The organism is Streptomyces sp. YIM S03343 (assembly GCF_054729195.1).
The window spans coordinates 955,646-974,824 of record NZ_JBPUKX010000001.1 but is presented as its reverse complement, the minus strand read 5'-3'; the positions used below and the strand labels follow the sequence as shown (position 1 = coordinate 974,824).

The following is a 19,179-nucleotide window of genomic DNA, read 5'->3' as shown; positions in this document are numbered from 1 at the left end:
TTCGGTACGCCATGCAGGCCCATGCGACAGTGAACGACGCGCGTGATGGGCTGCCGCGATCAGGCGTCAAGCCGACCATGACCCGGCAGCGTTGATTGTTCGAGAACCGATTCTCGAACAAATGGGGAAGATTATAAATCTGCCCCTCAGCGAGTAGGTGAAGTCCTTTCGTGTCCTCTTGTCCATATTCGCTGTGGCCGACACCAGGCGAAGGGAAATGGAATGCCGCGGAACTTGTAGCCACGCCTGGCACAACCTGGCGTAGGCGCCAGCGTCCCCGGTGCGTCAGAGAGGGCGTTGCGGTGGCGGGGAAGAGCTTCAGCCGGGTGCTGATGGTTGGCCTGGTCTGCTGCAAACCGGGCCGACCCACCCGGTTGATCTTCCGCACGCAGCTCTGCCGGGGCCGCACTGGGGCGAAGAAGGCTTCCGGCCCCCGAATTTGCCGCTCTGCTCACCGCTGCTCACCGGCAGTCGGGTGGCCCGGCCATACCCGTCTGGGACAACGCCAGCACCCACCACGCCCGCTCCTTACAGGAAGTTCTGTGACCGCAAGGCCACCTGGCTCACCGTCTACCGGCCGCCGCCGTATGCGCCGAACCGGGCTCCCTCACCGGGGTGAGGGAGCCGGTCGGGAGCCGTCGGATCAGCGGACGGTGCTCAGGGACAGGGCGAAGCGGCCCTCGCCGTCCGTCCACCAGTGGGTCAGCTCGAAGCCCGCGGCGGACAGTTCGGTGCGGACGCCGTCCTCGCGGAACTTCGCCGACACCTCCGTGCGCAGTTCCTCGCCCGCCGCGAAGTCCACGGCCAGATCGAGCGCGGGGATCTTGACGGTCTGCGCACTGCGGGAGCGCAGACGCATCTCGATCCACTCCTGCTCCGCGTCCCACAGGGCCACGTGGTCGAAGGCGGCGGGGTCGAAATCGGCGCCGAGTTCGCGGTCGATGACGGCCAGGACGTTCTTGTTGAACGCGGCCGTCACCCCGGCCGCGTCGTCGTACGCCCTGACCAGGACCCCTTCATCCTTGACCAGATCGGTGCCGAGCAGCAGCGCGTCACCGGGGGAGAGCAGGTCACCGAGACCGGCGAGGAACCCGGCGCGTTCGACGGGGAGCAGATTGCCGATCGTGCCGCCGAGGAAGGCGAGGAGTCTCGGTCCCGGGGTGTCCGGAAGGGTGAACGGCCGGGTGAAGTCGGCGATCAGCGCGTGGACCTGGAGCCCCGGCCGCTCGGTGACGAGGGCCTGTCCGGCGCGGGTGAGGGCGGACTCGCTGACATCGACGGGTACATAGGTGTGCAGGTCGGGCAGCGCGTCGATCAGATGGCGGGTCTTCTCGGAGGACCCGGAGCCGAGTTCGACGAGCGTACGGGCGCCGGACGCTGCGGCGATCTCACCGGCGCGGGCGACGAGGATCTCGCGCTCGGCGCGGGTCGGGTAGTACTCGGGCAGTTCGGTGATCTCGTCGAACAGCTCGCTGCCGCGGGCGTCGTAGAACCACTTCGGCGGGAGCGTCTTGGGGTCGCGGGTCAGGCCGTCACGGACGTCCGCGCGGAGCGCGGCGCCGGTGGCGTCCTCGGGCAGGGTGCGGGTGCTGTGAAACGGGCTCACGTGCAGGGCTCCTTGCGTGGTGCGGGTGCGAAGTCGTCGCTGCCGACGCTCGGCTCCTTGAGCGGGGTGAGCAGCACATCGGTGCGGCTCGCCGCGAGCAGGGTGCGATCGGGGACCTCCTGCCAGTACGGATCGTCGTCGTACGGCTCCGAGGCCACGACCGTGCGGCGGCCGGGCTCGGCAAGGAGGAACAGGGTGTCTCCCCAGGCCGTCGCGGTGATCGTGTCGCCGTCGGTGAGCAGTAGATTGAGCCGGGAGCCGGGAGCGAGCGCGGCGACCTCCAGGACCGTGTCGGCCAGCGCCTGGCCCGCCTCGTCGCCGCCGCGCAGCCGCGCCAGGACCAGCGCCCACAGCAGCGCCGAGTCGTTGCGGGCCTCCAGGGTGAGGAGGTCCTTCGGGGGGAGGGTCTGGGTCAGCGGGGCGAGGGAGTCCGGCCAGTTGGTGACCGCGCCGTTGTGGCTGAACAGCCACCGGTCCGCTGCGAAGGGCGCCGCCGCTGCCTCCGGGTCTGCGCCCGGGTGCGTCGCGTCGCGCACCGCCGCCAGACAGGCGCCGCTGCGGATCACCCGGGCCAGATCGGCGAAGGACAGGTCCGCCCAGATGGGTCCGGCGCGGCGGTAGCGGGCCGGGACCGGGTCACCGGCCGCGTACCAGCCCACCCCGAAACCGTCGGCGTTGACCGTCCCGTAGCGCTGCCGCCGCGGTGCCCACGACTGGCGGTACAGGGCGTACGGCGGTTCCGTCAGCAGCCGGCCGAGCGGCTCCTCGGGTCCCAGATACGCCAGATGACGGCACATCAGACAACCGCCGAGCGGGCCGTGCGGAACCCGGCGAAGATCTGCCGCCGGACCGGATAGTCCCAGTTGCGGAACGTGCCCCGGCAGGCCACCGGGTCCACCGCGAACGAACCGCCGCGCAGCACCTTGTACTCCGGGCCGAAGAACACCTCCGAGTACTCCTTGTACGGGAACGCCCGGAAGCCCGGGTACGGCAGGAAGTCGCTCGCCGTCCACTCCCATACGTCGCCGATCAACTGCCGTACGCCGAGCGGAGACTCACCCGCCGGATAGCTGCCCGCCGGGGCCGGGCGCAGATGCCGCTGGCCGAGGTTGGCGTGCTCGGGCGCCGGATCGGCGTCGCCCCACGGATAGCGCCGGGTGCGGCCGGACACCGGGTCGTGGCGGGCCGCCTTCTCCCACTCCGCCTCGGTGGGCAGCCGCCGTCCGGCCCAGCGGGCGTAGGCGTCGGCCTCGTACCAGCACACGTGCAGCACCGGCTCGTCGGGCGGTACGGCCTCGGTGACACCGAAGCGGCGGCGCAGCCACTGCCCGCCCTCGTGCCGCCAGAACAGCGGCGCGAAGACGGAGTTGCGCCGGATGTGCGCCCAGCCCTCGGCCGTCCACCAGCGCGGGTCGTCGTAGCCGCCGTCGACGATGAACGCCTGGTAGGCGCCGTTGGTGACGGGCGTGGTGTCGATGTGGAAGGGGGCCGGCTCACGCCGGTGCGCGGGGCGTTCGTTGTCCAGCGCCCACGGCTCGTCGGACGTGCCCATCGTGAACGGGCCGCCGGGGACCAGGACTTCGGCCGGGCCGGTGAACGGCGGGGCCGGGTCGGGGTCCGGTGCGGTGAGGGCCTGCGGGCCGAGCCGGAGCTGATGGGTGATCAGCATCGTCTCGTCGTGCTGCTGTTCGTGCTGCGCGATCATCCCGAAGGCGAAGCCAGCCTCGGTGAGCCGGGTGCCGTGCAGATCGGCGGACTCCAGGACGTCCAGGACCCGGCCGCGCACCTCCGCCGCGTAGGTGCGTGCCTCGGCGGGCGGCAGCAGGGGCAGGCTCGGGCGTTCGGAGCGCGGGTGCTCGAAGGCGTCGTAGAGGCTGTCGATCTCGGGGCGTATCGCCTCCCGGCCGCCGACCGCCCGCAGGAGCCACTGCTCCTCCTGGTTGCCGATGTGCGCGAGGTCCCACACCAGCGGGGACATCAGCGGCGAGTGCTGGGCGGTGAGGTCGGGTTCCTCGACGCAGGTGGTGAGGAGGGTGGTGCGTTCCCGGGCGGTGGTGAGCGTGCTCAGCGCGCGCTCTCGGATCGCGTCGGCGGAGACGGCGGCGGAGACGGGGGCGGCTGTGGTGCCGGTGGTCGCCGCGGTCTCTGCCGTCTTTGCCGTCTCCGGCATCTCCGGCGACTCCGACGTCCGGGGGTCGAGGGCAGGGTCGGTCATGCGCGGGTGTCCTTCCCGTGGGCGGCGGGCGCGGTGGCGCTGTCGCCGGTGGCGCGGGGGCGGGACCCGGTGGGGGCCGTGCCGCGCAGGGTGTCGAGCAGATCGTCGGCGGGGCAGCGGCCCCGGAGCACATAGCGGTCCCGGTACGCCCTGACGGCGTCCGTGATCTCCCGGCCGGCGCCTAGCCGGGGCAGCGCGTCCAGCGCCGCCGCGAAACAGACGGCGGCGGCCTTGCGCAGTTCGGGGTCGGCGAGACCGTGCCGGGCCGCGTCCACCCACAGCGGATTGTGCGGCGCGGGCCGGTTCCCGGCGCGCTCGGCGAGCGGCTTCACGGCCCGGTACGCCGTCTCGGCCGCCTCCGGGTCGTCGAACAGCGCCGTCGTCACGGCGAGCGGCACGATCCAGCCGTCGTCGCCGGGTTGTGCGTCGATCATGCGCAGTTCGAGATGGCCGCGCGGTCTGACCGGCGGGAACAGGGTGGTGATGTGATAGCCGAGGTCGTCCCGGGTGGGCGGTCTCGGTCCGCCGGAGCGGGTCCACTCCCGGAAGGTGAGCCCGTCGGGCACCTCCCACGGGGCGCCGCCCCGGCGTACGCACATCACCGGCGAGTCCAGCACATGCCGGGCCCAGGCGGCGCGCGGATCGCCGTTCAGCGCGGGGGCGCCCGCCCGGCCCGCGCCGATCTCCGTCCACAGCAGTTGCCGCGTGGAGACCCAGCCGGTCGGCTCGCGGCCGAGCACCGGGGAGTTGGCGAACGCGGCCACCAGGACCGCGCCCAGGTGGTGGGCCAGCCACCAGCGCCGTCCGTGGCCCAGCGGGCCGGGCTCCTCGTAGCCGGCGTCCAGGCACACCTGGACCGAGGCCGAGGAGCACATCATGCGGCGGCCGGCCGGGCCGGTGCGGTCGAGACAGGTCTCCATCGCGTCGTAGCGCGGGGAGCGGAGGAAACGGCGGGGCGGATGCCAGGGGTCGTGGCCGTAGCCGGCCAGACCCAGGCCGTCCTCGCGCAGGACCGCCCGGACGGCGTCCAGATCGGCGGAGACGATGCCGACGCACTCCATGAGGGAGGCGGCGGGCGGTGAGCTCAGTTCCAGCTGGCCGCCGGGTTCGACGGTGAGTGCCGAGCTCAGGGGCAGGGTGCGCAGCGCGGCGTAGGCCGCTTCGAGTCGTTCGGGTGACACCGGGAGCCGCTGCGGGGCACGCAGCTCATGGACGAGCCATTCCACTTCGACGCCGAGCGTTCTGGGCGGGCCGGTCTTGAAGCAGATGCCCCGGACCAGGGCCTCCACCTCGGCCTCGGTGACCGCGGATCGCGGTTGCGTACAGTCACCGTGGTCACGTACCGGATCGGACATGTCGGGATCCTCTCCGAGGTTCCGTTGGTTCCGTTGGTTCCGTTGGCAGGGACTCGTCCCACCCAAGACCTTCGCGCGCGATCCCACAAGGGTACACATCGGGACGATCGGGGCCGTCGGAGGTTCGTCATCGCCGTTTTGCCCGGTGTTTCCAGGGGTTTCGTGGATGTTCGGGGCCGGGGAAATTCTGTTGCGGGGCCCGACCAGCTTCGCTCACGATGCGTGTATGGGCACGACGGGGGAATCGAACGAAGGTTTGGTGCGACGTTGCGTGCCGCGTACGGGGGTGGCGGCATGAGCGCGCGCCTGCGTGCCCTGGCGGACCGGAACGAGCGCATCGTGGCCGAGGGCGGATATCTCGCGCCCGGCGGCCACGACGTGCGGCTCGGCGCGGCGGTCGAGGCGGCGCGCGCGGGGACGCGGATGTACGGGCCGGACCCGCTGCCGCTCGCACCCGGCGCGCAGATATGTCCCGGCCGCACGGTCTTCGAGGTGACCGGCGAGAGCAGTCTGGTGGCCGCGCGCCGGATACCCGGGCCGGTCGCCGTCCTGAACTTCGCCTCGGCGCGGAATCCCGGCGGAGGCTATCTCAACGGCGCCCGCGCCCAGGAGGAGGACCTGTGCCGCGCCTCGGCGCTGTACACCTGCCTCGCCGCGGTCAGGGAGTTCTACGACCACCACCGCGCCGTCCGCGATCCGTTCTACTCCGACCGGGTGATCCACTCTCCTGGGGTGCCGGTGTACCGCGACGATCGGGGCGCACTGCTCGACGAGCCGTTCCAGGCCGGCTTCCTGACCGCCGCCGCGCCCAACGCCGGCGTGGTGCTGCGCGACATGCCCGAGCGTGCCGCCGAACTGCCGGGCGCCGTGGCCCGACGGGCGGAGCGGGTGCTGGAGACAGCCGCGCTGCACGGCTACCGGCGACTGGTGCTCGGTGCGTGGGGCTGCGGGGTGTTCCGCAACGACCCGGCGCAGGTCGCGGGGGCGTTCCGGGGGCTGCTCGGCCCCGGCGGGCGGTTCGCGGAGACCTTCGAGCACGTGGTGTTCGGGGTCCTGGACCGCACGCCGGGTGCCGTGGTGCGGGAGGCGTTCGCACGGGCGTTCCCGGAGCGTCAGCTCCAGCCGTAGGGTCTCGCGCTTCCGGAGCGTCAGCTCCAGCCGTAGCGCTCCCGGAGGCGGTTGCGCACGAGGTTGAACCTGCCCCGGTCGAGGGCGCAGGCCTCGCGGCGCATACCGTCCTCGTGGATCCGTATCACCCGGTCCAGCACCACCCACGAGTCGCGCCCGGAGCGGTCCCAGGGACCCGCACCGATCGCCACCCAGTCCGAGGCGTCGTGCCGCTTGCTGGTCAGCTGCACGGCCAGCAGCGTGCCGACCCCCTCACGGGCCACCACCAGCACCGGCCGGTCCTTGCCCCTTCCGTCGTTCTCCTCGTACGGCACCCAGGTCCAGACGATCTCACCGGGGTCGGGGTCACCGTCGTGCGCGGGGGAGTACTCGGTCCGCACCTGCCCGACCGCCCGGGGGTCGGCCTCGGTGGTGGCGGTGGGACCGTAACGGCCCGGTATGTTCTCGTCGGCATAGCCATCGTCAAACGCAGTCACGAGGGGCACCTTAGGGCCTGTCGTCACATTCCCGCCTGCCCGGCGGCATCTGGCACGCACTCCCCCAAGCTCTGCGAGCAGGGGGTGCCCCCGGCAGCGTTGCCGAACCGCCCACGTGGCTCCTCCCCCAAGCTCTCGGCTTCGCTCGAGCAGGGGGGACCCCCGCGAGGGCGCTCCGGCGCCTTGCGATCGCACGCACCAGACGCCGCCGGGCCCGCCCTTCGGGCGGACGACGGGAATTTGACGACAGGCCCTTGGGCCTGACCGGCCGGGGCCGCTGAGCGGGCCTGCGTGGCCGGGGATCCGGGTCCGGAACATGGCGGCGGGGGCGCCCCCGTGGAGCGCCCCCGCCGTTGGTGACCGCCGGTCAGTGGGTCACCGTCGAATCGTCACCTCTCGTCCCTCTCCACCGGCACCTTCTGAACCGGCGTCGTGACGCCGTTCAGGGCCGAAGTGCCGTTCGCAGACTGGCCGTTCTGGCCGTTCTGGTTCATCGAGGCCAGCAACTGGCGGGCCAGGCCGAGGCCCGTACCGCCCATGGTGAGCGCCTTGGCGAACATGTCCGCCATACCGTCGGCGCCGTTGAGCAGCACCATGTTGTCGACGGCACCGAAGGCGGACGCGCCGGCCTTGACGATCTCCGGCCAGTTCTCGGCGAGTTGCTGGGCGACCACGGCCTCCTGGTTCTCGGCGAGGGCCGCGGCCCGCGCCTTGATGGCCTCGGCCTCGGCAAGGCCCTTGGCCTTCGTCGCCTCCGCCTCCGCCAGACCCTTGGCCTGAGCTGCCGCCGCCTCGGCCTCACCGGTCGCCCGGGTCGCCGCCGCCGAGGCCGCGCCACGCGTCTTGGTGGCCTCGGCCTCGGCACCCGCGGCCTGCTTGACCCGCGAGGCCTCGGCCACAGCCGCCAGCTCGGTCTCCCGCGCCTTGGCCTCGGCCGCCGAGATACGCGCGTCACGCTGGGCCTCGGCGAGCGTACGGGTCTCGTACGCCTTGGCGTCGGCGGGCTTGCGGACGTCCGCCTGGAGCTGCTGCTCCCGGCGGTGCGCCTCGAGCTCGGCGACCCTGGTCTCCTGGACGACGACGTCCTGACGGGACGCAGCAGCGGCGAGCGGACCCGCCTGCTGCGCCTGCGCCGACGCCTTGTCGCGTTCGGCCTGGTATCCCGCCTGGAGGATCTCGCTGTCCCGGGTGGCCTCGGCCATCCGGGCGTACGAGGCCTGCTCGGCCTCGGTGGCGAGACGATTCGCATCCGCCTGCGCGATACGCGCGTCCCGCTGGACGGCTGCCGCGTGCGGCATCGCCAGGTTCTGGATGTACCCGGTCGGGTCCTCGATCTCGTGTATCTGAAGCGAGTCGACGATCAGGCCGAGCTTCTCCATCTCCGTGCCACAGGCGGCACGGGTCTGTCCGGTGAGCTTCTCACGGTCGCGGATCATGTCCTCGACCGTCAGTCCGCCCACGATGGAGCGGAGATGACCGGCGAACACGTTGTGCACCCGCTCGGACATCAACCGCTGCTGATCCAGGAAGCGCCGCGCCGCATTGGCGACCGACACATAGTCGTCGCCCACCTTGAAGATGACCACGCCCCGCACCTTGAGCGGGATGCCCTGGTGGGTGACGCAGTCGACATGCAGCTCGGTCTCGTTGAGGTCGAGGGACAGCTTGCGGACCGCCTGCACACCGGGCAGCACCAGAGTGCCGCGCCCGGTGACGATACGGAATCCCATGCCTTCTTCGAGGCCCTCGGTCCGGTGCTTGGAACCCGAGATGATGAGTGCCTCGTTGGGCTCGGCCACCCGCCACATCAACTTGAACAGACCGATCAGTACGAGAACGGCTGCTACCGCCGCTCCCGCGATGACGCCGATGACCATCGGCAAACGCCCCCTTTGAATGGTGCCCTTACGGCACCGAACGAACGTGAGTGTGCTCCCGCGCGAGGCCAGGGTGAAGTCACCGGTGGATCCTTGTTGCAATCTTGATGCACACGGCTCTCACCTGCGGTGGAGCATGCTCAGCTGTCGTACGCCGCGCTGACGTAGACCGTCCTCGGCGGCTGGTACTCGATCACCATCACCACCGTTCCGCACTCGATCCGCCCGGCCCCCGGGGCGGGATAAGCGAGGAAGTGCTCGGCACCTCCGCGCACGCGGACGATCACTTCGCCGACGAGCCCAGGTCCCACCGTCCCGGTGACTCGTCCCACCAGCCCGACCATCGACGCATCGTCCATGGTCACAGGGTACGGTCGGGCGACAAGGGGGCGAAGGGGCCGAAGGTCATCGCGATCATCGACCGGGCTCGCCCCGCCCGGCCACGTCGCCGCCGGGTTTCCGTCGCCCGGGCTACGTCACTTCGGGGGCAGGCCCGCCGCGAAGGCGCGGCCCTCCTCGATCCAGGCGCCCAGTTCGGAGTCCTCCGCCACGGCCGAGCCCGCGACCACGACCCAGCCGCGCATCGGGCGGCCCGTCATGTCGAAGAGCCGGGCGCCGGGGCGGGCCAGGGCCTCGTCGGTGGCGTCGGGGCCGACCCGGACGATGAGATCGTCACCGGTCACCCCGACGGCCATGTTGCCCCCGTACAGGAACGCGATGCCGCCGAACATGCGCTTCTCGGTGACGGCGGGGTCCGCCGCGAGCCGCTCACGGATCCGCTCGGCCAGTCCTTCGTCGTACGCCATCGGGCAGCTCCTTCCCCATCGCCTCAGCCTCGGTCTCAGCCTCGGATCGACGGTAACGGGCGGGGGGAGGGGCTGCCGGGTGAGGGAGGTTCAGGGTGTGGTGTGCGGGGAGCGGGGGCCATGCGGACGGGACGCGTGGACGCGCGGGTGCCCGGGGCCGGGCTTGGGACGGGTGGCCGTCCAGGACGGATCGGCCATACGGGACGGATCGGCCATCGGGGCGGCGGAGGCGTCGTCGCCGTGGCTCTCGGAGCCCTCGCAGCCCTCGTACTCGTCGTAGCCCTCGTAGTGGTAGCCCGTGGTCGCGGTCCCGGTGTCCGGGCCGGGCTCCGCGGCCAGTTCGGCCCAGACCACGCGTCCGGGTCCGCCGTGCGGAGCGGGGGCCGTTCCCCAGTCCCGGCACAGCGTCTCGACCAGCAGCAGCCCGCGCCCGCTCTGCTCCTCCGCGCCCGGTCGCCGGGGTGCCGGGAGGCGGTGGCCGCGGTTCTGGTCCTCGACCTCGACCCGTACGAGGCCGGCCGTGGCGTGCAGTCGGCACACGATCTGCTCGCTGCCCGAGTGGGTGACGGCATTGGTCATGAGTTCCGAGGTGACCAGGACAACGATGTCATGGACCGGTTCGGCGACGCCCCATGAGATCAGCACCTCGCCCACGGCGCCACGGGCCGCCCGTACCGACGCCGGGACGGCGGGCAGTTCGACGGTGTAGGTGCGCCGGGACGGCAGCGACAGCAGGTGGGCGACGGGGGCGGCCGGGGCAACGGCCCCGGAGGCGAGCCGGTCGGGGCCTTCGGGCCCGGGGAGTCGACCGGGGCGCTCGCCTCCGGGTGGTCTGGTGGAGTGCGCCGGTTCTGCGGCAGGGACCAGCATCGGTCGCATTCCTGCGGGACGGCGGCTGCGGGGATGCTCGTCGGATGGTCGGTCCGGCGGCTGGGGGAGGGCGGGCGGAGCCATGGCGGGTACCTTTCCTTGCCATCGCACCGTGGGGGGTGCACCGGTCTGGTGACCCCGTCTCCCCCCAACAGGGCCGTCTGGTCCCGTCCGTGGCGCTGTGCCGGAACGGTGAGTCCACTGTGACACCTGCCAACATCAGCTCGCAACCGGCAGGTTGAAAATTGCAATCAGCCATGTGCATGCTTCTTTCATCAAGAAATGATCGTTTGAACCTGCCGGAGCGATCGCATCAGATCCCTTCAGATCTATTCGGATTCCTTCAGTTCGCATCTGAGGGCGTGAGACGGTGACCCTGGATCAGCCGTTATGAGGGGGTAGGGCGTGACCGCGGAGACCGACTGGGGCGGTGCCCCTTCCGTGCTGCGCATGATCCTCGGCAGGCAACTGGAGGACCTGCGCACCAGGGCGGGCCTCAGCTACGAGGAGGCCGGACGGGCCATCGGCGTCAGCCACTCCACGATCCGCCGTATGGAGGCCGCCAAGGTGGCCCGGCTGAGGCTCGCGGACGCCGAAAAGCTGCTCCAGGTCTACGGCGTGACGGACCAGCAGGAGATCGACGCCTTCCTGAAGTCGGTCCGCGAGGCCAACAAGCGCGGCTGGTGGCACACGTACCGCGATGTCCTGCCGGACTGGTTCGCCGCGTATCTCAGCCTGGAACAGGCGGCGTTACAGATCCGCGCCTACGAGAACCAGTTCGTCCACGGCCTGCTCCAGACCGAGGCGTACGCCCGTGCCCTGCTGGGGGCGGGCAACCCGCACGCACCGGCCGAGGCGACCGACCGCCGGGTCGCGCTGCGGATGCGGCGCCAGGAACTCCTCACCCGTGAGGCCCCGCCGCGGCTGTGGGTCGTGATGGACGAGACGGTGCTGCGCTGGCCGGTCGGCGGCGCCGAGGTGATGCGCGCCCAGATCGACCATCTGATCGAGATGGGCCGGCTGCCGCATGTGACCCTCCAGATCATGTCGTTCGCCAACGGCCCGCATCCCGCGATGCGCGCCGGCGCGTTCCACCTTTTCCGGTTCCGGGCCCCCGAACTGCCCGACATCGTCTACCTCAACGGCCTGGTAGGTGCGGTCTATCTGGACAAGGGCGACGACGTCGTGGTCTATCGCGAGGCGCTGGACCGGCTGAGCGCCCAGGCGGCACCCGCCCGCAGGACCGAGGCCGTCCTCGGCGCCATTCGCAAGGAGCTCTGAGCAACTCCAAGGAGTCTGAGGAGCTCACTACTCTGAACTACCTTTGCTACCAGCGTTGTTGCTCATGCACGCGTCCCGCACCACTGACCAGGAGGGGAGACACGGCGTTGCCCGACAACGGATGGCCGGCCGACCGTATCGACACCGATCATGCGCACTCCGCGCGGATCTACGACTACATCCTCGGCGGCAAGGACTACTACCCTGCCGACCAGGAGGCCGGCGACGCCATGGCCCGTGAGTGGCCGGCGCTGCCGATCCATATGCGGGCCAACCGCGACTGGATGAACCGCGCGGTGTGTTGGCTCGCCGAGGAGGCGGGGATGCGCCAGTTCCTCGACATCGGCACCGGCATCCCCACCTCCCCGAACCTGCACGAGATCGCCCAGTCGGTGTCCCCCGGCGCCCGGGTCGTCTACGTGGACAACGACCCCATCGTCCTCACTCTCTCCCAGGGGCTGCTCGCCAGCACGCCCGAGGGCAGGACGGCGTACCTGGAGGCCGACTTCCGCGATCCGGCCGCGATCCTGGACGCCCCCGAGCTGCGCGAGACCCTCGACCTCGACCGGCCGGTGGCGCTCACCGTGATCGCGATCGTCCACTTCATGCTGGACGCGGACGACGCGGTCGGTGTCGTACACCGACTCATGGAGCCGCTGCCCTCCGGCAGCTACCTCGCGATGTCCATCGGCACCGCCGAGTTCGCCCCGGAGGAGGTGGGCCGCGTCGCCCGCGAGTACGCGGCCCGCGACATGCCGATGCGGCTGCGCACCATCGACGAGGCCCACGAGTTCTTCGAGGGACTGGAACTGGTCGAGCCCGGCATCGTGCAGGTGCACAAGTGGCAGCCGGACGGAACGGGGGAGAAGGACATCCGCGACGAGGACATCGCGATGTACGGGGCGGTCGCGCGCAAGCCGTGACGGCTGCCGGGCCCCTCGCGGGGCGAGAGCCGTGACGGCTGCCGCCCCTCGCAGGCCACAGCAGCCATGATCACGTGGGCCCCGGCCCGGTGGCGGAGTGCGGACCGCCGTCGGCCCGGGGCCCGCTCCGTCCCCCGCGCGGCGGCCGCACAGTCACCAGGCCCGCGCCGCGGCACGCAGACGCTCCCGGACCCGTACGACATCGGGATTGGCGTCGGAGCCGGGGCGCTGTACCAGGAACAGCGTGTTGAGCGGCGGCTCCTCGGGATCGTGGAGCAGCACCAGCCGACCTGCGTCGAGGTGCTCCTGGCACAGCGAGCGGGGCAGCACGCTGTACCCGGCACCGGAGTTGACCGCCGACAGCACCGCGTACAGATTGGGCACGGTGAGCGCGGCCCGCGCGGTGAGCGGCCTGCCGAGCACGGTGCGCCAGTAGCGCCGGACGATCGGCAGGTCCTCCGCGTAACCGACCAGCGGCACCTCGCGCAGGGCGGCGCACACCGCGTCCGCGCCGCCGCCGTCGCCCACCCGGGCCGCCCACTCGGGGGAGGCGACCAGCACATACTCCTCGTCGGCGAGCGGCACCGACGGCAGCGCCCGCCCGCGCGGACGGCGGGTGGTGATGACCAGATCGTGGCGCCCCGCCCGCAGCTCCTCCAGCAGCGGCTCCGGCAGCCCCTGCTGGACCCGTAGATCCAGCCCGCCCGCAATGAGCGGGGCCAGTACGGGCAGGACCCTGACGCACAGCAGCTCCGAAGGCCCCGCCAGATGCACGGGCGAGCTGCGCCCGGCGAGCGGACCGGCTCCTTCCAGCGCGGCGAGCGCGTCCAGCGGCGCGGCGGCCTGAGCGGCCAGCTCATGGGCGAGCGCGGTCGGTTCCACACCCCGCGGGAGCCGGGTGAACAGCTCGCGCCCGGTCTGCTGCTCCAGTGTCCGGATCTGCGCGGTCACGGTCGGCTGCGACAGCCCGAGCCGCGGGGCCGCCGCCGTGAAGGAACCGGCCCGGTAGACGGCCAGGAAGGTGCGCAGCAGATTCAGGTCGGCGGGGGACTGTGCCGTGACCACCTCCTCGGCCGCCAGGTCGGACGTGTCGGGCGTGTCGGATGTGTCGGGCGTGCGGTTCCTCATGCCGTCCAGGGTAGCCCGCGGGTACATCGGTGAGCCGATGGCAGATATCGGGTTGCCTATTGGTTTCCTGATGGACCGCGGCTCTACGGTCGAGAGCGTCGCCGAGCACGGCGATCAGCTTCCCAGAGGCGATCACGCTCCCAGAGGTGATCGGTCCTGCAGAGGCGATCAGGCACCCAGAACCGAAGGACCCCGCATGACCACGCAGAACGCGATCAACTGGCCCGAGCGGTACCTGCCCGGTACCGGCGACAACTTCGTCTCCAACGAGGTGATCGTCCGCGGCCGCGGCGCCGCCACCGTCTGGCGGCACCTTGTCGACACGTCGCTCTGGGAGTCGTACTACGACAACGTCGCCGACATCACCTTCCCGAAGGGCGGCGGCCCCGAACTGGCGGAAGACGTCGTCTTCAGCTTCGCCACCTTCGGCTTCCCGCCCCTGGAAGCGCATGTCGTCGAGTTCCAGGCCCCCGCCGAGGGCGTCCCCGGGCGGCTGTCCTGGACCGCACGGCAGGACGGTACGCCCGAGGAGGAGTTGGACGTGCTGCACGCCTGGCTGGTGGAGGACCTGCCCGGTGGCCGGGTGCGCGTCCTGACCCAGGAGACCCAGATCGGTCTGCCCGCCGCGCAGCTCGCCCGGCAGACGCCGAACCCGATGCTCAACGGCCACCAGGCCTGGCTCGACGGGCTCGTGCGCGCCGCTGCCTGAACGCGGTCACGTCAAACGCAGGCTCCGGTGAGCGGTATGTTCGGTCCGACCATGTGGCCACCGGAGTGTGCATGCGACATACGACAGATGAATGGGACGACTGGGACCCCTGGTCCAACGGGACGGTGAGAGCGGTGACGCCCGCTCCTCCCGGACCCGGGTACACGTCCGTACCCGTACCCGTACCCGGACCTGTACCGGTACCGGTACCCGAACCTGTACCCGTACCCGTACCCGTACCCACGGCGACCCTCGACGACGAGCAGCCCGAGGCCGCCCCGGGCTGGCCGCGTTACTGGCCCCTTCTGCTGGTGGCCGCGGCCGTCGTCCCCGGTGTCGCGGTCCTGGTGATCGGGCGCTGGAGCGACGCACCGGCCATGCAGGCATGGCGCACCGTCTGCCTCGCCGTCACCGTGCAGGCCATGCCCTTCCTCCTGCTGGGCACGGCCCTGTCCGGTGCGATCAACGCCTTCGTCCCGGCGAGCCTGTTCACGAGGGTGCTGCCCAAGAGACCGGCTCTCGCCGTTCCGGTCGCAGGGGCCGCCGGAGTGGTGCTGCCGGGCTGTGAGTGCGCCTCTGTCCCGGTGGCGAACAGTCTGATCGGCCGGGGTGTGACTCCGGCGGCGGCGTTCGCGTTTCTGCTCTCGGCTCCGGCGATCAATCCGGTGGTGCTGACGGCCACGGCGGTGGCGTTTCCGGCTAGTCCGGTCATGGTGCTGGCGCGGTTGCTGGCGTCGCTCGTCACGGCGGCGGTGATGGGGTGGTTGTGGCTCTGGCTGGGCAGGGCGGAGTGGTTGCGTCCGGTGGCGCGGCAGACCGGTCACCAGCCCGGGGGGAGCCGCTGGCGGGAGTTCCGTACCGGCTTCCAGCATGACTTCCTCCAGGCCGGTGGCTTTCTGGTGCTGGGTGCGATGGCTGCGGCGACCTTCAATGTGGCGGTGCCCCGGACCGTGCTGGACGCCTTCTCGGGTTCGGCGTGGTTGTCGGTGTTGTTCCTGGCGGGTCTTGCGGTGGTGCTGGCGGTGTGTTCGGAGGCGGATGCGTTCGTGGCGGCGTCGCTGACAGGGTTCTCGATGACGGCGCGATTGGCATTCATGGTGGTCGGTCCGATGGTGGATCTGAAGCTGATCGCGCTTCAGGCGGGCACGTTCGGGCGGGCGTTCGCCGTCCGCTTCTCCTCCGCGACCACCGTCGTCGCCGTGCTGTGCAGCGTGGTGATCGGAGGGGTACTGCTGTGAAACGGTTCGTCCAGATCGCCCTGCTCGCCCTCAGCGGCCTCGGCCTGCTGCACGTCTCGCTCTTCACCGACGACTACCTCCGCTACGTCAAGCAAGGCATGCGCCCGATGCTCATCGCCTCGGGCGCGGTGCTGCTCCTGCTGGCCGCCGCGGAGGCATGGTCGGCCCGGGTTGAGCGGGGCGCCGACCACGAGGACCACCCCCACGAGGACCGGCAGCACGAGGGCCATGACGGCCACGACCACTCCGGACTCCCCAGGATCGCCTGGCTGCTGCTGCTCCCGGCGCTCAGCCTGCTCTTCTACGCCCCGCCCGCCCTCGGCGCGTACACCGCCTCCCGCGAGGACGCCAAGACGGTGACCCGGCAGGACAGTTTCGACCCGCTGCCCGCGGCCTCACCGCTGCCGATCACGCTCAGCGACTTCACTCGCCGTGTGCAGCAGGACAAGGAGCGGGCCATCAAGGGCCGTACCGTCCTGATGACCGGATTCGCCTCGCCCGCCAAGGGCGGCGGCTCCTGGTACCTGACCCGGATCATCCTCAACTGCTGCGCCGCCGACGCCCAGTCCGTGAAGGTACGGATCTACGGCACACCCCCCGCCGCCGACACCTGGGTCTCGGTGACCGGCACCTGGCACCCCGGCGGCACCCTGGGTACCGCCTCCGCCCCGGCCGCCCTCGACGCCCGCACCGTGAAGAAGGTCCCCAAACCCTTCAACGGCTACCAGGACGCCCTCCCGATCGGCAGCCTGTGAGAACGGTCGGCAGCCTCTGGTCACGGCTGGTCACGGGCGCATCCGGCGCGCACGTCACCGAACGGCCGCAACCGCCTCCAGGATCACCTCGGCGACCGCCGCGGGCTGCTCCACCAGCACGGCGTGCCCGGCGTCCGGGACCGTCACCGTGGTGACGGTGGGGCAGGCTTCGAGGGCCTTGCGTTCGGTGGGCTGGAGACCGATCTCGTCGTGGTCGCCGCGCACCACCCAGGTGGGCACTCCCGCGGCGCACAGCCGCCCCGTCAGGGTGCGGTGCAGGGCGAGGTACTCGTAATAGGCGTGGACGATCCGCCGGGCGGCGCGGGGGTCGTTGCCGGACATGGCCTCGGCCAGCGCCGCGGCCCGCTCGGCCGGAACCGCGCTGCGCACCATCCTGGGCATGACCCTGAGCAGCCCCGCCCAGATCAGCGTGCCCAGCCCCGGTACCCGCCCCACCTGGTCAAGCACGGCGAGGAACGTGCTCTCGTCCTTGCGGGAGAACGCCGGCGACAGCAGTACCAGCGGCCCCTTGAACAGCCCGGCCGCCGCCATCTCCAGCGCCACGTTCGCCCCGAGGCTGTGCCCCACGACCACCTGGCAGCCGGCGTCATGGGCGTAACCGGCCATCAGACGGGCGTAGTTCTCCATGCTGACGTCCGCCGGGGGCGTGGTGGGCCCGAAGCCCGGCAGTGTCACCGCCACCAGGCGCAGGCCCGCCGTGGTGAGCGCGGGTTCGGCCATCACGTCGGCGTAGAACTCCGTGGTGCACATCCCGCCGGGGATCAGCAGCACCCGTAGCGTGGCCCCGGCCGGTCCCGTCTCCCGGACGTCCCAGGTACCGGGCCCGGCCTCCGCCGCCCTCGCGGCCTTCGCGGCCTTCGGGGTCTTTGCGGTTCTAGCCGCCTTCACGGTCTTCACGGTCCTCGGCCTCCTCCGGTCCTCGGCCTCCTCCGGTCCTCGGCCTCCTGCGGTCCTCGGCCTCCTCCCGGTCAGGGCGTCGCGCCACCGCCTGGCGTCGCCGTCGTCCCGCGCAGTTCGACGCAGCACATCCCGGGGCGCGAGGTGAGCACGGCGGCGAGCCGGTCGTCGTCGCCCGCGGCGGCCAGATAGCCGCGCAGGAAGGCGTGGTTCATGGCGCACACCAGGTCCGGTGCCTGGGCGGACACCGGGTGGAACGGGCAGTTGCGCAGCACCGTGCGGTACGTGCCCTCGGCGGCGGGCTCGAAGCCGAGCGAGCCGAGGACCGCCCCGGTCGCGCCGCCGCCGGACTGCGTGCCGAGCCCTTCACCGCGTTCCCGGGCCACCCGCAGCGCCGCCTCCCGGGCGTCCTCGCCCGGCTGTTGCCCGGCGATCGCCTCGGCCAGCAGCGAGGCCAGCAGTTCGTGCCGGTGCGGGGGAAGCCGTACCGCCAGCGTGCCCGGGACGGGTTCGTAGAGCTTGGCCCGGCGGCCGAGACCGACCCGGTGCGGGCCGTCGTGGTGGGCGCCGTGTGTGCCGTACCCGCCGTGACCGCACCGCAGCAGCCCCGATGCGACCAGTTTGTCCAGATGGAAGGCGGCCAGCTTGCGGGACATCCCGAGCGCCGCGGAGGCCTCGTCGCGGGTCACAGGATGCGCGGCGCTCCGTACGAAGTCCAGCAGTCGTCGCCGCGACTCGTCGCCCAGGACGGCGAGCGCGGCTGTCGCGTCCACGCCGGACGGATGCGCCGGACCGGCCGCGGCGGAATCGGACGTCACCTGTTCACCGTAACTCCGGCGCGGCGGGCGGGCGCCACGCGTCCGGGCCGCCCTTGACTTCGAGAGCACTCCAGGAAGTAGCCTCACCGGCCTGGAAACGGACGGCCGCTGAACGGCGGACCGACCGGCCGAGGACGAGGGAGACGGCCATGCGCGTGGGTGTGCACATCTACCGGTTCGACAACCCCGGCGGCGGCCCCGCGCTCGGTGCCGAACTGGCGGCGGCGGGCGCCGCGGCCGAAGCGGCGGGCGTGAGCCGGCTCTCGGTGATGGACCACTACTTCCAGATGGAGTTCAACGGCGGCGCCGAGGACCCCATGCTGGAGGCGTACACGACCCTCGGCTTTCTCGCCGGGGCGACCTCCACGGTCCGCCTGGGCGCACTGGTGACGGGGGTGACGTACCGCCACCCGGGGCTGCTCGCCAAGATCGCCACCACGCTCGACGTGCTGTCCGGCGGCCGGGCCACCCTGGGGATCGGCGCCGCCTGGTACGACCGCGAGCACCATGGTCTCGGTGTGCCCTACCCGCCGCTCGCGGAGCGTTTCGAGCGGCTGGAGGAGACCCTGCGGATCTGCCTCCAGATGTGGGACCCGGAGAACAACGGCCCCTTCGAGGGCAAGCACTACCGGCTCGCCGAGACGCTGTGCGTGCCCGCGCCGGTCAGTTCGCCGCACCCGGAGATCATGATCGGCGGCAAGGGCGAGAAGAAGACCCTGCGGCTGGTCGCCCAGTACGGGGACGCCTGCAACCTCATCGTCCAGGACGCCGCGGAACTGCGGCACAAGCTCGATGTGCTGCGCGGCCACTGCGACGCCGTGGGCCGGGACTACGACACGATCCGCAAGACGATCGTCCACTACGGGGAAGCGGCCATGAAGGAGGATGCCGACGCTTTCGCGCGGGAGCTCTCCGGGTTTGCCGGACTCGGCGTAGACACGGTCGTGGTCTCCCCGCCCGCGGATCCCGCCGGCTGGATCGAGCGCTTCGCGGCCCCGGCGGTCCGACGGCTGGCCGAGATCGACTGAGACCGGCGGGCGCGCGAAGGGGGCCGGAACCCGGTGGGTCCCGGCCCC

The 19,179-nt window shown here is 71.6% G+C and carries 20 protein-coding genes; 8 read left to right on the top strand and 12 right to left on the bottom strand.

The features are described from left to right. Window positions 1-157 precede the first annotated feature (157 nt). Window positions 158-265, top strand: coding sequence for a DUF5958 family protein (locus ACSYGN_RS04315; RefSeq protein WP_460391981.1), 108 nt, complete (start codon window positions 158-160; stop codon window positions 263-265). Between the two features lie 378 nt (window positions 266-643). On the opposite strand, the gene egtD is transcribed toward ACSYGN_RS04315, so the two are convergent. From egtD to egtA, 4 genes are read right to left on the bottom strand one after another with little or no spacing between them, the layout of a single operon-like run. Next, on the bottom strand, window positions 644-1,606 hold the full coding sequence (gene egtD, locus ACSYGN_RS04310) for an L-histidine N(alpha)-methyltransferase (protein WP_460391979.1): 963 nt from the start codon (window positions 1,604-1,606) through the stop codon (window positions 644-646). Further along, a complete protein-coding gene (gene egtC, locus ACSYGN_RS04305; RefSeq protein WP_460391977.1) occupies window positions 1,603-2,403 on the bottom strand; it encodes an ergothioneine biosynthesis protein EgtC in 801 nt (266 codons plus the stop codon). Before egtC ends, egtD begins: the two co-directional genes overlap by 4 nt. Next, entirely contained in the window at window positions 2,403-3,821 is a 1,419-nt protein-coding gene (gene egtB, locus ACSYGN_RS04300) for an ergothioneine biosynthesis protein EgtB (protein ID WP_460391975.1), read from the bottom strand. Before egtB ends, egtC begins: the two co-directional genes overlap by 1 nt. Beyond that, window positions 3,818-5,176 (bottom strand): ergothioneine biosynthesis glutamate--cysteine ligase EgtA, encoded by a 1,359-nt coding sequence (gene egtA / locus ACSYGN_RS04295; RefSeq protein WP_460391973.1) that lies wholly within the window; start codon window positions 5,174-5,176, stop codon window positions 3,818-3,820. The genes egtB and egtA overlap by 4 nt, the downstream gene beginning before the upstream one ends. 294 nt (window positions 5,177-5,470) lie before the next feature. Here egtA and ACSYGN_RS04290 point away from each other — a divergent pair, with 294 nt between their 5' ends. Then, the gene (locus ACSYGN_RS04290) at window positions 5,471-6,304 is read left to right on the top strand and encodes a TIGR02452 family protein (RefSeq protein ID WP_460391971.1); all 834 of its coding nucleotides are present in this window, start codon (window positions 5,471-5,473) and stop codon (window positions 6,302-6,304) included. Window positions 6,305-6,324: 20 nt separating this feature from the next. Here ACSYGN_RS04290 and ACSYGN_RS04285 read toward each other — a convergent pair whose 3' ends face one another. The 5 genes from ACSYGN_RS04285 to ACSYGN_RS04265 form a co-directional block, all read right to left on the bottom strand. After that, window positions 6,325-6,789 (bottom strand): type II toxin-antitoxin system PemK/MazF family toxin, encoded by a 465-nt coding sequence (locus tag ACSYGN_RS04285; protein WP_460391969.1) that lies wholly within the window; start codon window positions 6,787-6,789, stop codon window positions 6,325-6,327. 380 nt (window positions 6,790-7,169) lie between these two features. Next, entirely contained in the window at window positions 7,170-8,657 is a 1,488-nt protein-coding gene (locus ACSYGN_RS04280) for an SPFH domain-containing protein (protein ID WP_460391967.1), read from the bottom strand. Between the two features lie 140 nt (window positions 8,658-8,797). Continuing rightward, on the bottom strand, window positions 8,798-9,016 hold the full coding sequence (locus ACSYGN_RS04275; protein ID WP_460391965.1) for a hypothetical protein: 219 nt from the start codon (window positions 9,014-9,016) through the stop codon (window positions 8,798-8,800). Between the two features lie 117 nt (window positions 9,017-9,133). Continuing rightward, window positions 9,134-9,463, bottom strand: coding sequence for a TfoX/Sxy family protein (locus tag ACSYGN_RS04270; RefSeq protein ID WP_460391963.1), 330 nt, complete (start codon window positions 9,461-9,463; stop codon window positions 9,134-9,136). Window positions 9,464-9,553: 90 nt separating this feature from the next. Further along, entirely contained in the window at window positions 9,554-10,333 is a 780-nt protein-coding gene (locus ACSYGN_RS04265; protein WP_460391962.1) for an ATP-binding protein, read from the bottom strand. A gap of 405 nt (window positions 10,334-10,738) precedes the next feature. Here ACSYGN_RS04265 and ACSYGN_RS04260 point away from each other — a divergent pair, with 405 nt between their 5' ends. Next, entirely contained in the window at window positions 10,739-11,614 is an 876-nt protein-coding gene (locus ACSYGN_RS04260; RefSeq protein WP_460391960.1) for a helix-turn-helix domain-containing protein, read from the top strand. A gap of 107 nt (window positions 11,615-11,721) precedes the next feature. Further along, entirely contained in the window at window positions 11,722-12,537 is an 816-nt protein-coding gene (locus ACSYGN_RS04255) for an SAM-dependent methyltransferase (protein ID WP_460391958.1), read from the top strand. Window positions 12,538-12,690: 153 nt separating this feature from the next. Here ACSYGN_RS04255 and ACSYGN_RS04250 read toward each other — a convergent pair whose 3' ends face one another. Continuing rightward, window positions 12,691-13,665 carry a LysR family transcriptional regulator gene (locus tag ACSYGN_RS04250; protein WP_460391956.1) on the bottom strand — a complete coding sequence of 325 codons (975 nt, stop codon included), beginning with the start codon at window positions 13,663-13,665 and terminating at the stop codon, window positions 12,691-12,693. A 196-nt stretch (window positions 13,666-13,861) separates the two neighbouring features. Between ACSYGN_RS04250 and ACSYGN_RS04245 the strand changes: the two genes are divergently transcribed. The 3 genes from ACSYGN_RS04245 (at window position 13,862) to ACSYGN_RS04235 (ending at window position 16,367) form a co-directional block, all read left to right on the top strand. Next, window positions 13,862-14,374 (top strand): SRPBCC family protein, encoded by a 513-nt coding sequence (locus ACSYGN_RS04245; RefSeq protein ID WP_460391954.1) that lies wholly within the window; start codon window positions 13,862-13,864, stop codon window positions 14,372-14,374. A 71-nt stretch (window positions 14,375-14,445) separates the two neighbouring features. Further along, window positions 14,446-15,612: a permease gene (locus ACSYGN_RS04240; RefSeq protein WP_460391952.1), complete on the top strand. Its 1,167-nt coding sequence runs from the start codon at window positions 14,446-14,448 to the stop codon at window positions 15,610-15,612. Continuing rightward, a complete protein-coding gene (locus tag ACSYGN_RS04235; RefSeq protein WP_460391950.1) occupies window positions 15,609-16,367 on the top strand; it encodes a TIGR03943 family putative permease subunit in 759 nt (252 codons plus the stop codon). Before ACSYGN_RS04240 ends, ACSYGN_RS04235 begins: the two co-directional genes overlap by 4 nt. Window positions 16,368-16,421: 54 nt before the next feature. Here the strand turns inward: ACSYGN_RS04235 and ACSYGN_RS04230 are convergent, their stop codons facing one another. After that, complete coding sequence (locus ACSYGN_RS04230) at window positions 16,422-17,285, bottom strand: alpha/beta fold hydrolase (protein ID WP_460391948.1); 864 nt, start codon at window positions 17,283-17,285, stop codon at window positions 16,422-16,424. A gap of 71 nt (window positions 17,286-17,356) precedes the next feature. Continuing rightward, entirely contained in the window at window positions 17,357-18,103 is a 747-nt protein-coding gene (locus tag ACSYGN_RS04225) for a helix-turn-helix transcriptional regulator (RefSeq protein WP_460391946.1), read from the bottom strand. Between the two features lie 149 nt (window positions 18,104-18,252). Here ACSYGN_RS04225 and ACSYGN_RS04220 point away from each other — a divergent pair, with 149 nt between their 5' ends. Further along, window positions 18,253-19,131 (top strand): LLM class F420-dependent oxidoreductase, encoded by an 879-nt coding sequence (locus tag ACSYGN_RS04220; RefSeq protein ID WP_460391944.1) that lies wholly within the window; start codon window positions 18,253-18,255, stop codon window positions 19,129-19,131. The last annotated feature ends 48 nt before the right edge of the window (window positions 19,132-19,179 follow it).